Origin of the sequence: Kitasatospora sp. NPDC056138 (genome assembly GCF_042264695.1) — a bacterium.
GTDB lineage: Bacteria > Actinomycetota > Actinomycetes > Streptomycetales > Streptomycetaceae > Kitasatospora.
In genome coordinates this window covers 55,087-68,292 of record NZ_JBHJVK010000029.1, presented here as the reverse complement: position 1 = coordinate 68,292, position 13,206 = coordinate 55,087, and the positions used below count along the sequence as shown (strand labels likewise).

General features: G+C 73.4%; 4 protein-coding genes (1 of these 4 only partly in view). All 4 read left to right on the top strand.

Annotated elements, in window-relative coordinates; genetic code table 11:
• Positions 1-142: 142 nt before the first annotated feature.
• Positions 143-652: a hypothetical protein gene (locus ACFC1R_RS19210; RefSeq protein WP_375940026.1), complete on the top strand. Its 510-nt coding sequence runs from the start codon at positions 143-145 to the stop codon at positions 650-652.
• A gap of 20 nt (positions 653-672) precedes the next feature.
• Entirely contained in the window at positions 673-1,173 is a 501-nt protein-coding gene (locus ACFC1R_RS19205; RefSeq protein WP_375940024.1) for a PH domain-containing protein, read from the top strand.
• Positions 1,170-2,732: a PH domain-containing protein gene (locus tag ACFC1R_RS19200; RefSeq protein WP_375940022.1), complete on the top strand. Its 1,563-nt coding sequence runs from the start codon at positions 1,170-1,172 to the stop codon at positions 2,730-2,732. The genes ACFC1R_RS19205 and ACFC1R_RS19200 overlap by 4 nt, the downstream gene beginning before the upstream one ends.
• Positions 2,733-2,952: 220 nt before the next feature.
• Positions 2,953-13,206 carry the 5' portion of a type I polyketide synthase gene (locus ACFC1R_RS19195; RefSeq protein WP_375940020.1) on the top strand. Its footprint extends 24,510 nt past the window's final position, so 10,254 of the gene's 34,764 nt are visible here — the first part of the coding sequence; its start codon is at positions 2,953-2,955; its stop codon lies off the right edge, out of view.

Below are 13,206 nucleotides of genomic sequence, written 5' to 3'. Positions count from 1 at the left end.
ACACCGTCCGGTGCGGTGCCGTACGTCGATCGGTGGACAGCCGGTTCCACTCTCCGGTCGTTCCCGGCGCCCCGCTCCGTTCCTAGCCTGGAAGACAGCAGTGAAGGCAACCGGCCGACAAGTCCTCTGGAGTACACACGCGATGAGCGGATTCTCGATCACACTGGTGGTCAGCGGAACGGTCCTGGTGGTCATTCTCGCCAGCGACCTCGGCCGGCGACGCGTCACCGCGATGCGGCTGATCCGGCCGCTGATCGCGGTGGCGATCGTCATGGCGCTCTTCTTCCACTCGCCGAAACTCGGCGGCAACGACCTGTCGCTGCAACTCGTCGGCGTCGGGACGGGCATCATCCTCGGACTGACCGCCGGTGCCATGCTGCCCGCGCACCTGGATTCGAACGGTCAGGTGTACACCAGGGCCGGAATACTGTATGCACTGTTCTGGATCGTGATGTCGGCGGCCCGGGTGCTCTTCGTCTACGGAATCGAGCACTGGTACACCGCCCGGATCATCGAGTTCGCCGTCAAGTACCGGATCAGCGGCCCCGAGGTCTTCTCCAATTCGCTGGTACTGATGGCTCTTGCAACGGTGCTGGCGCGGACGGTGGTCGTCATGAACCGCCGCCGTCGGCTCCGAATCTCCGCCCGATAGCGCCTGGTTAGGATCTGAGCGTGCGTCATAGTGAAACTCTTCGACTTCGACCGCCCCGGCACCGGGTCGAGCGCCGGGCCATCGCCTGGTGGACCGTCCAGTCCTCGCTGATTCCCGTGCCCACCATGCTTGTTGTGGGCACCCTGTACCTGCTCATTCCGCCCGCGCGTTTCGTCTTCGGCTGGATCCTGCTCGCCGTCGCGCTGCCCGGGATCGCGTACATGGCGGTCATGCCGCTGTGGCGCTACCGGGTCCACCGCTGGGAGACCACCGACCAGGCGGTCTACACCGCCACCGGCTGGCTCTGGCAGAAGTGGCGGGTCGCCCCGCTCTCCCGGATCCAGACCGTGGACACCGTCCGCGGGCCGCTGGAGCAGCTGTTCGGGCTCTCCGGGATCAAGGTCACCACGGCCTCCGCCGCCGGAGACCTCAAGATCCGCGGGATCGACCACCGCCAGGCCCTCGACGTGGTGGAGCACCTCACCCGGGCCACCCAGGCCACCCCCGGGGACGCGACGTGAGCGCCGGGACGGCCGGGGACACCGCAGCGGCGGGCGGCACCGGAGCGGACGGCTGGCAGCGGCTCAGCCCGCGCCTGATACCGGTCCACCTCAGCTGGCTGCTCGCCCCGGTGGCCACCGGCGCGGGCACCCTGATCGGCACCGGCGGCAAGGTCAACCTGCAGGCGCTGCTCACCGTCGGCTCCTTCGCCGTCGCCTTCGCGATCGTGGCGGGCATCAACCTGATGCGCTTCCTCACCACCGGCTACCGGATCACCGACCAGCGCCTCGAACTCCGCTCCGGCCTGCTCTTCCGCAGCCACCGCGCCATCCCGCTGGACCGCATCCGCAGCGCCGACATCACCGCCCGGCCGCTGCACCGCCTCTTCGGCCTCGCCTCGGTCGACATCGGCGCCGCCGCCCACGGCGGCTCGTCCGGACTCTCCCTCGACGGCGTCACCCGGGCCCAGGCCGCCGCGCTGCGCCAGGACCTGCTCAACCGCCGCGCCGCCCTGCTCGCCAACCCGTCCGCCGCCCCCGCGCCGGACGAGCACGCCCCGATCGCCGAACTCCACCGGTCCTGGCTGCGCTACGCACCGCTGACCGTCTGGGGCGTCGGCGGACTCTTCGCCGTCCTCGGCATCGGCTACCGCACCCTGCACGAGATGCAGATCGACCCGCTCGAACTCGGTGTCGTCCAGCACCTCGCGGACGCCTTCACCTCGGTGCCGCTGTGGCTCGGCATCCCGGCGCTGCTGCTGACCGTCGCCGTCCTCGGCACCCTCGGCGCGATCGGCCTCTACATCGAGGGCTGGTCCGGATTCCGGCTGGAACGCGAGGACGGCGCCGTCCTCCGGGTCCGCCGCGGCCTGTTCCTCCACCGCTCGGTCTCCATCGAGGAACGGCGGCTGCGCGGCATCGAGGTGGTCGAACCCATGCTGCTGCGCTGGGGCGGCGGCGCCCGCCTGCACGCCGTCGCCAGCGGCCTCGGCTCGGCCGAGGAGAACCGCACCCGGGGCGCCCTGATGCCGCCCGCGCCGCGCGCCGAGATCCTCAGGGTCGCCGCCGAGGTCCTCGGCGAGCAGCACTCCCCGACCGCCCTCGCCGAGCTGCGCCCGCACCCCAGGGCCGCGCTGCGCCGCCGCGTCAACCGGGGCCTGCTGGTGGTGCTCCTGAGCGCGGCCGCCACTGCGGCGCCCGCGATCTGGCTGACCGGCGGCTGGCGGACCGGCTTCCTCGCTGCTGCCGGGATCACCGCCGCCGTCCTGCTGCCCGCGGTCTGCCTGCTGGCCGTGGACGCCCACCGCACGCTGGGGCACGGCCTGAGCGGCCGCTACCTGGTCGCCAGGGCGGGCACCTTCGCCCACCGCACGGTCGCGCTGCAGCGCGAGGGTGTGATCGGACTGACCGTCAGCCGGTCGGTCTTCCAGCGCCGCGCGGGCCTGCTGACCCTCGCCGCGACCACGGCGGCCGGCCGCGGCTCCTACCGGATCCGCGACGTCGCCACCGCCGACGGACTGGCCTTCGCCGAGGAGGCCGTACCCGGACTGCTCACGCCGTTCCTGGAACGGAACAACTGAAAGCAGACTTCCCCGGAACTTCTCCGGGGTATTGTCGGGCGATTACGGGAAAAGGAATTCCAGAGTTATTGACCGCCGACCGGCGGCCCCGGAAAGACAGGGGTCGCCGGTCGAAATCGTAGGGGTGTTTAGGGGTCCCTTAGGGGCTTTCGAGCGCTTGGCGCCCGTGACAGGCTGACCAGAGGTCTTGGATACCGTCTGCCGGTTAGTGGAGCGCGTGATGAAGAACCAGTCCGAGGGTTTCATTTCGGAGCCGGACGGTGCGAATGCCGGAATTCCCGACGAATTCTCGTCCTGGCGCCGGAAACTCGCCGAACTGCCCGAGGCGGAGCAGCAGCGGACGCTGCTGAACCTGGTGCTCGAACAGGCCAGGGAAGCCCTGAGCGGAAAGTCGTCCGCCGTCGTCGGAGCCGACCGCCCGTTCCTGGAACTCGGATTCGACTCGCTGGCCGCCGTGGACCTCCACAGCAGGATCGCCGCGGCCACCGGACTGCGCCTTCCGGTCACCCTGGTCTTCGACCACCCGACGCCCGCCTCGCTCTCCCGGCACCTGCGCGCGGAAATCCTCGGAACAGCCGCCGAAACCGGCCTGCCGGAATTCCGCGCGCCCGTTCACGACGAGCCCATCGCCATCGTCGCGATGGCCTGCCGGTTCCCCGGCGACGCCCACTCACCGGAGCAGCTGTGGCAGCTGGTCGCGGACGGCGTCGACGCGATCTCGGCCTTCCCGGCCGGCCGCGGCTGGGACCTCGGCAGCCTGTACGACCCGGACCCGGACCACCCCGGCACCAGCTACGCGCAGGCCGGCGGCTTCCTGCACGACGCGGACACCTTCGACCCCGGCTTCTTCGGGATCTCCCCGCGCGAGGCCCTCGCCATGGACCCGCAGCAGCGGCTGCTGCTGGAGACGTCCTGGGAGGCGTTCGAGCGGGCCGGCATCGACCCCGGCACCCTGCGCGAGTCCCGCACCGGCGTCTTCATCGGCGCCGAAGCACAGGACTACGGCCCACGCCTGCACGAGGCCGGCGAGGGCATGGAGGGCTACCTGGTCACCGGCAACGCCGCCAGCGTCGCCTCCGGCCGGCTCTCCTACACCTTCGGCTTCCAGGGCCCCGCGGTCACCATCGACACCGCCTGCTCCTCCTCGCTGGTCGCCCTGCACCTCGCCGTGCAGTCGCTGCGCCGGGGCGAGTGCGGCATCGCCCTCGCCGGCGGTGTCGCCGTGATGGCCAACCCCGGCTCCTTCATCGCCTTCAGCCGCCAGCGCGGCCTCGCCCCCGACGGCCGCTGCAAGCCCTTCGCCGCCGCCGCCGACGGCACCGCCTGGGGCGAGGGCGTCGGCATGCTGCTGGTCGAGCGGCTCTCCGACGCCCAGCGCAACGGCCACCCCGTCCTGGCGATCGTCCGGGGCACCGCGATCAACCAGGACGGCGCCTCCAACGGCCTGACCGCCCCCAACGGCCCCTCCCAGCAGCGGGTGATCCGCCAGGCCCTGGCCGACGCCAGACTGAGCGCCACCCAGATCGACACGGTCGAGGCGCACGGCACCGGGACCACCCTCGGCGACCCGATCGAGGCCCAGGCGCTGCTCGCCACCTACGGCCAGGGCCGCTCCGAGGACCACCCGCTCTGGCTGGGCTCGCTGAAGTCCAACATCGGCCACACCCAGGCCGCCGCCGGTATCGGCGGGATCATCAAGATGGTCATGGCGATGCGGCACGGCGTCCTGCCGCGCACCCTGCACGTGGACGAGCCCACCCCGCACGTCGACTGGAACGCGGGCACGGTCGAACTGCTCGCCGAGGCCCGGCCGTGGCCGCAGACCGGCGAGCCGCGCCGCGCGGGCGTCTCCTCCTTCGGCTTCAGCGGCACCAATGCGCACGCCGTCATCGAGCAGGCTCCGCCCACCACCGAGCAGACCACCGAACCGGCCGGTACGCCGGCCGCCGACGTCGCCCCGGCCGTCCTGCCGTGGGTACTGTCCGCCAAGACCCCCGACGCCCTGCGCACCCAGGCCGAGCGCCTGCGCACCCACCTCGACGCCCACCCCGGGCCCACCCCCGCCGACCTCGGCCACTCCCTCGCCACCACCCGCGCGAGCTTCGAGCACCGCGCCGTCCTGCTGGCGGGCGACCACGAGGGCTTCCGGCAGGCCCTGGACTCCCTCGCCGAGGGCACCACCGCGGCCGGCGTCCTGCGGGGCTCACCGGTGGAGGGCCGGACCGCCTTCCTGTTCACCGGCCAGGGCAGCCAGCGCCTCGCCATGGGCCGCGAACTGTACGAGACCTTCCCGGTGTTCGCCAAGGCCCTGGACAAGGCGTGCGGCTACCTCGACCTCCAGCTGGAACGCCCGCTGCGCGAGGTCCTGTTCGCCCCCGAGGGCTCCGCCGAGGCGGACCTCCTGCACCGCACCGACTACACCCAGCCCGCGCTGTTCGCCGTCGAGGTCGCCCTGTTCCGCCTGGTCGAGGCATGGGGCCTGCGCCCCGACCTGCTGGCCGGCCACTCGATCGGCGAACTCGCCGCCGCCCACGCCGCCGGTGTCCTCTCGCTGGAGGACGCCGCACTGCTGGTCGCCGCGCGCGGCCGGCTGATGCGGCAACTGCCCGCCGGCGGCGCCATGGTGGCGGTCCAGGCGAGCGAGGAACAGGTACTGCCGCTGCTCGCCGGCCGCGAGGCCGAGGTGGGCGTCGCGGCGGTCAACGGACCCACGGCGGTGGTCCTCTCCGGCACCGAGGCAGCGGTCACCGAGATCGCCGGACAGCTGGCCGCCCAGGGACGCAAGACCAAGCGGCTCACCGTCAGCCACGCCTTCCACTCGCCGCTGATGGACGGCATGCTCGCCGAGTTCCTGCGCTGCGCCCAGGTGGTGTCCTACTCCGCACCGGCCGTCCCGATCGTCTCCACCCTCACCGGCGACCTCGTCCCCGCCGCGGAGATCTGCACCCCCGAGTACTGGGTGCGCCACGTCCGCGAGACCGTCCGCTTCCACGACGCGATGCGGACCCTGGAACGCGAAGGCGCCCGCACCTTCGTGGAACTGGGCCCCGACGGCGTCCTCTCCGCGCTCGGCCAGGAGTCGGCCGACGAGGACGCGGCCTTCCTGCCGGTCCTGCGCGCGGGCCGCCCCGAGGTCCGGACCCTGACCACCGCGCTCGGCCGGGCCCACCTCCGCGGCGCGGCCCTGGACTGGGACGGCGTCTTCGCCGGCCAGGGCGCCCGCCGGGTCGACCTGCCCACCTACGGCTTCCAGCGCGAGCGGTACTGGCTCGACGCCACGAGCCCGGTCGGCGACGCCGCCTCCATCGGCCTCGGCGCCGCCGACCACCCGCTGCTCGGCGCCACCGTGGCGCTGGCCGACGTGGACGGCTTCCTGCTCACCGGCCGGCTCTCGCTCGACAGCCACCCGTGGCTCGCCGACCACGCGGTCATGGGCACCGTGCTGCTCCCGGGCACGGCCTTCGTCGAACTCGCCCTCCGGGCCGGCGACCAGGCCGGCTGCGACCTGGTCGAGGAACTCACCCTCGAAGCACCGCTGCTGCTGCCCGCGCAGGGCGGCGTGCAGCTCCAGATCGTGCTGAGCGGGGCCGACGAGAGCGGCAGCCGCTCCTTCAGCCTGCACTCCCGGACCGAGGGCGCCCAGGCCGAGGAGCCGTGGACCCGCCACGCCACCGGCGTCCTCGCCGTCGCCACCGAGAGCGCCTCCTTCGAGCTCACCCAGTGGCCGCCCGTCGACGCCCGCCCGGTGGATGTCCAGGAGATCCACACCGGCCTGGCCGAGGCCGGCTTCGGCTACGGCCCGGTCTTCCGGGGCCTGCAGGCCGCCTGGCTGCGCGACGGCGAGATCTTCGCCGAGATCGCGCTGCCCGCCCAGGCCCGGGACGACGCCGACCGCTTCGGCATCCACCCCGCCCTGCTGGACGCCGCCCTGCACGCGCTCGGCGCCGCCACGGCCACCGACGCGACCTCCGACGGGACCTTCGACGACGCCGTCCGCGGCGGCCTGCCGTTCGCCTGGAGCGGCGTCACCCTGCACGCCACCGGCGCCGCTTCGCTGCGCCTGCGGGTCACCCCGCTGGGCCGCGGCGAGGTCGCCCTCGACCTCGCCGACGCCGCCGGCCAGCCGGTGATGACCGTCCGCTCCCTCACGCTGCGGGAGATCTCCGAGGAGCAGCTCCGGGCCGCCCGGACCGGACACCCGGACTCGCTCTTCCGGGTGGAGTGGACCCCGCTGCCGGTCTCGGCCGCGACCGGCGGCGGCCGGTGGGCGGCGCTCGGTGCCGACCCGTTCGGCACCGGCATCGAGAGCTTCGCCGATCCGGCCGCGCTGGGCGCTGCGGTCGACGCGGGCGCGGCGCTGCCGGAGGCCGTCTTCGTCGGACTGGACGCCGTCGGGACGACCGACGTTCCGTCAACTGTGCGCTCGGCGCTGTACGGTGTGCTGGCCGTGCTGCAGGAGTGGCTGGCGGACGAGCGGTTCGCCACCTCGCGCCTGGTCCTGGTGACCCGTGGCGCGGTGGCAGGCGGTGACAACCCGGCCCACGCCCCGGTCTGGGGCCTGGTGCGCTCCGCCCAGCTGGAGAACCCGGACCGGCTGGTGCTGATCGACCTGGACACCCACGGCGTCCCGGGCGAGGTCCTGGCGGGTGCCCTGGCCTCCGGCGAGCCGGAGTTCGCGGTCCGCGAGGGCGTCGTACGGGTTCCGCGGCTGGCCCGCGCCGCCGCGTCCGGTGCTGAGCTGCCTCCGGTGTTCGACGGCGGGGGCACGGTGCTGGTGACCGGTGCGTCCGGGATGCTGGGTGGTCTGGTCGCGCGTCATCTGGTGGCCGAGCACGGGGTGCGCAGCCTGCTGCTGGTCTCGCGCCGTGGTGCGGAGGCTGCGGGGGCCGAGGAACTGTCCTCCGCTCTGCGTGAGTTGGGGGCCGAGGTCGCCTGGGCGGCGTGCGATGTCGCCGACCGTGCGGCGCTGGCGGGCGTACTGGCGTCCGTGCCGGCGGAGTTCCCGCTGACCGGTGTGGTGCACACCGCCGGTGTGCTGAACGACGGCATCCTCTCCTCGCTCACCCCCGAGCGGATCGACACCGTGCTGCGTCCGAAGGTGGACGCGGCCTGGAACCTGCACGAGCTGACCGCCGGCCTCGACCTGACCGCGTTCGTCCTCTTCTCCTCGAACGCGGGCACCTTCGGCGGCCTCGGCCAGGGCAACTACGCTGCGGCCAACGTCTTCCTGGACGCCCTCGCCGAGCAGCGGCGCGCCGCCGGACTGCCCGCGACCTCCCTCGCCTGGGGCCTGTGGGCCGAGGGCGGCATGGTCGAGACCCTCGACACCGCAGACCTCCAGCGGCTCGCCCGCTCCGGCATGGCCGGCCTGTCCAACGCCGAAGGGGTGGCGCTCTTCGACGCCGCCACCGCCACCGGCGACGCGGTGCTCGTCCCGATGCGGCTCGACCTGGCCGCGCTGCGCCCGCAGGCCGCCGCCGGCACGCTGCCCGCCCTGCTGCGCGGACTGGTCCGCACGCCGTCCCGGCGCGCCGCACGGGCCGGTGCCGCCGGCGGCAGCGAACTGATGCGCCGTCTGGCCGGCCTCTCCGAGGCCGAGCTGGACCGCGAGCTCCTCGAACTGCTGCGCGTGCGCATCGCCGCCGTGCTGGGCCACGCCTCATCCGAGACGATCGAGGCCAACCGGGCGTTCAACGAGATCGGCTTCGACTCGCTGACCTCGGTCGAGCTCCGCAACGAGCTCAACGCCGTCACCGGCCTGCGGCTCCCGCCGACCCTGATCTTCGACTACCCGACGCCCGCCGCACTCGCCGAGTACCTGCGCTCGGAGATCGCCGGCGCGGACCACGGCACCGCCTCCCCCCAGGCCCCCGCGGTCCGCGTGGACGACGAGCCGATCGCCATCGTCGGCATGAGCTGCCGCTACCCCGGCGGGGTGGCCTCCCCCGAAGAGCTGTGGCAGCTGGTCACGGCCGGAGTCGACGCCATCTCCGAGTTCCCGGCCGGACGCGGCTGGGACCTCGACCACCTCTTCGACCCCGACCCGGACCACCCCGGCACCAGCTACGCCGACCAGGGCGGCTTCCTGCACGGAGCCGGCCTCTTCGACCCCGCGTTCTTCGGCATCAGCCCGCGCGAGGCCCTCGCCATGGACCCGCAGCAGCGCCTGCTGCTGGAGACCTCCTGGGAGGCGTTCGAGCGCGCCGGCATCGACCCGGCCACCGTGCGCGGCAGCCGGACCGGTGTCTTCGCCGGTGTGATGTACCACGACTACGCCACCCGGATCGGCGCGGTTCCGGACGGTGTCGAGGGCTACCTCGGTACCGGCACCTCCGGCAGCATCGCCTCCGGCCGCGTCGCCTACACCTTCGGCCTGGAGGGCCCGGCGGTCACCGTCGACACCGCCTGCTCCTCCTCCCTGGTCGCCCTGCACCTCGCCGTGCAGGCCCTGCGGCAGGGCGAGTGCACGATGGCGCTGGCCGGCGGTGTCACCGTGATGGCCACGCCCGAGGCGTTCGTCGACTTCAGCCGCCAGCGCGGCCTGGCCAAGGACGGCCGGTCCAAGTCCTTCTCCGCCTCCGCCGACGGCACCAGCTGGTCCGAGGGCGCGGGCATGCTGCTCGTCGAGCGCCTCTCGGACGCCCGCCGCAACGGCCACCCGGTGCTGGCGATCGTCCGAGGCTCCGCGATCAACCAGGACGGCGCCTCCAACGGCCTGACCGCCCCCAACGGTCCGTCCCAGCAGCGGGTGATCCGGCAGGCCCTGGCCTCGGCCGGACTGAGCGCCGCCGACGTCGACGTGGTCGAGGCGCACGGCACCGGCACCACCCTCGGCGACCCGATCGAGGCCCAGGCGCTGCTCGCCACCTACGGCCAGGAGCGGGCCGAGTCCGCGCCGCTGTGGCTCGGCTCGCTGAAGTCCAACATCGGCCACACCCAGGCCGCCGCCGGCGTCGCGGGCGTCATCAAGATGGTGCTGGCCATGCAGCACGGCGTGCTGCCGCAGAGCCTCCACCTCGACGAGCCCTCGCCGAACGTCGACTGGGCCTCCGGCGCCGTCGAGCTGCTCACCGAGGCCCGTCCGTGGCCCGAGACCGGGCAGCCGCGCCGCGCCGGCATCTCCTCGTTCGGCTTCAGCGGCACCAACGCCCACACGATCGTCGAACAGGCACCGGCCGAGCAGGGCGACTCCGCCCCGGCACCCGTGCACCCCGCGCCCGCCGTCCAGCCGTGGATCCTCTCGGCGAAGACCGAGGACGCCCTGCGCGACCAAGCCCGGGCGCTGCGGGCGCAGGCCGAGCGCCTGCTGTCCGCCGGTGACGCCGAACCGGTCGATGTGGCGTACTCGTTGGCGACGGGCCGGGCGGGGCTGGAGCACCGCGCGGTCGTCGTGGCGGGTGGGCGTGAGGAGTTCCTGCGGGCGCTGGGCGCGCTGGCTGCCGGTGAGCCGGCTGCGGACGTGGTCCGTGGCTCGGTGACCGGGGGACGACTGGCGTTCCTGTTCACAGGGCAGGGCAGTCAGCGGGCCGGGATGGGCGCCGAGCTGTACGAGGCGTTCTCGGTGTTCGCCGGGGCTTTCGACGCGGTGTGTGCCGAGTTGGACGGGCACCTGGAGCGTCCGCTGCGCGAGGTGATGTTCGCGGGTGAGGACGGTCTGCTGGACCGGACCGAGTACACGCAGCCCGCGCTGTTCGCGGTCGAGGTGGCGCTGTTCCGCCTGGTGGAGTCGTGGGGTGTGCGGCCGGACTTCCTGGCGGGTCACTCGATCGGTGAGCTGGCGGCCGCGCACGTCGCAGGGGTTCTCTCCCTGGCTGATGCTGCGGCTCTGGTGGCGGCGCGTGGCCGGCTGATGCAGGCGCTGCCCGCCGGTGGTGCGATGGTGGCGGTGCAGGCGTCCGAGGCGGAGGTCCTGCCGCTGCTGACGGCCGAGGTGGGTGTCGCGGCGGTCAACGGGCCTTCGTCGGTGGTGATTTCGGGTGCCGAGTCGGCCGTTCTGGAGGTCGCGGAGCGACTGGCGGCCGAGGGTCGCAAGACCAAGCGGCTGACGGTGAGCCACGCGTTCCACTCGCCGCTGATGGAGCCGATGCTGGCGGAGTTCCGGGCGGTCGCGGAGGGTCTGACCTTCCACGAGCCCCGGATCCCGGTCGTCTCCACCCTCACCGGCAAGGCCGCTTCGGCGGCGGAGCTGTGCTCGGCGGAGTACTGGGTGCGGCACGTCCGCGAGGCCGTCCGCTTCCACGACGCCGTTCAGACCCTGGAGGGTGAGGGCGTCCGTACGTTCGTGGAGCTGGGCCCGGACGGGGTCCTCTCCGCGATGGGCCAGGACTGCGTGACCGAGACGGCCGTGTTCGCGCCGGTGCTGCGCGCGGACCGCCCGGAGGCCGGGGCTCTGACCGCAACCCTGGCGCAGGCGTACGTCCGTGGCGTGGCGGTGGACTGGCAGACGTTCTTCGCCGGCACCGGCGCCCGCCGGGTCGACCTGCCCACCTACGCCTTCCAGCGGCAGTGGTACTGGCTGGAGAACCTGGCGGCCCCGACCCCGGGCGTGGCCGCTCTCGACGCGGTGGATGCGAGTTTCTGGGAGGCCGTGGAGAAGGGTGACCTGGAGGCGCTGTCCTCGGCTCTGGAGCTGGACGGCGACCAGCCGTTGAGCTCGGTGCTGCCGGCTCTCTCGGCGTGGCGCCGGCAGAGCCGTGAGCAGTCCATGGTGGACGGCTGGCGCTACCGGGTGAACTGGAAGCCGGTCGGCGAGGCCGCCTCCGGCGTGCTGGCGGGAACGTGGCTGGTGGCCGTCCCGGCCGGGTGCGCCGAGGACTCGACCGTGCTGGACGTGCTCCGGATGCTGGCCGGACGCGGCGTGGACGTCCGCCGGGTCGAGCTGGACGGTGCCGATCGCGCTGCGGTGGCCGAGCTGCTGCGCGGCTCCGTCGCGGACGGCGCGGCGATCGCGGGTGTGCTGTCGCTGGTCGCCCTCGACGAGGGTGACTCCGTCTCGACCGTGCCGGCGCTGACCGCAACTCTCGTGCAGGCGTTGGGTGATGCGGGTGTCGGTGCTCCGCTGTGGTGTGTGACACGGGGCGCGGTGTCGACGGGTCGTTCGGACCGTCTGGTGAGTGCGGTGCAGGCTCAGGTGTGGGGTCTGGGCCGGGTGGTGGCCCTGGAGCACCCGGAGCGCTGGGGTGGTCTGGTCGACCTGCCGGAGGTCGTGGACGAGCGTGTGTTCGGTCGGCTGGCTGGTGTGCTCGCGGGTGCTGCGGGTGAGGATCAGGTCGCTGTGCGGGCGTCGGGTGTGTTCGCGCGTCGTCTGGTGCGGGCCGTGCGTGGTGAGGCTGTCGAGGCGTGGAAGCCGGGCGGCACGGTGCTGGTCACCGGTGGTACGGGTGCGCTGGGTGCGGAGGTTGCGCGCTGGCTGGCCCGCAACGGTGCCGAGCACCTGCTGCTGACCAGCCGTCGTGGCCCGGACGCGCCGGGCGCGGCCGAACTGCGGGACGAGCTGGTCGGGTTGGGTGCTGCCGTCACGGTGGCCGCGTGCGATGCGGCGGACCGTGAGGCACTGGCCGGTCTGCTCGACTCGGTCGAGCTGTCGGCGGTGTTCCACACGGCCGGTGTCCTGGACGACGGTGTCGTCGACGGCCTGACGGTGGAGCGTTTCGCCGCTGTGGCTCGTCCGAAGGTGGACGCGGCGCTCAACCTGCACGAGCTGACGGCAGGGATGGACCTGTCCGCCTTCGTGCTGTTCTCCTCCATCGCCGGTTCGGTCGGCAGCGCCGGCCAGGGCAACTACGCGGCGGCGAACGCCTTCCTGGACGCTCTCGCCGAGCAGCGCCGGGCCGACGGCCTGGCCGCGACCTCGATCGCCTGGGGCCCCTGGGCACAGAGCGGTATGGCCGCCGACCGCACCCTCGAGGAGCGGCTGCGCCGCGAGGGTGTCCCGCCGATGGCCCCCCAGCCGGCGATCACCGCACTGCAACAGGCCCTGGAACAGCGTGACGTCGCGCTCACCGTCGCCGACATCGCCTGGGACCGGTTCCTGCCCGCGATGACGGCCGGCCGCCCGAGCGAGCTGTTCAACGAGATCCCCGAGGCCCGCCTGGCGGCTGCCGGTGCCGCTGCCGGTGCCACCGGTGCGACCTCCGCACAGTCCGGGCGCCTGGCCGGCCTGTCGGAGGCCGAGCAGCAGCGAGCCCTCCTCGACCTCGTACGCACCAACGTCGCCGCTGTCCTGGCGCACTCCGGATCCGAGACCGTCGAGGCCGGGCGAGCGTTCAAGGAGCTCGGCTTCGACTCGCTGACCGCCGTCGAGCTGCGCAACCGCCTCAACGCGGCCACCGGCCTCCGCCTCCCGACCACCCTGGTCTTCGACTACCCGTCGGCCGCCGCCCTCGCGGAGCACCTGCGCTCCGAGCTGCTGGGCCGGGACTCGGCCACCGCGGCCCAGGTGACAGCACGGGCCGCCACCGACGACGAGCCGATC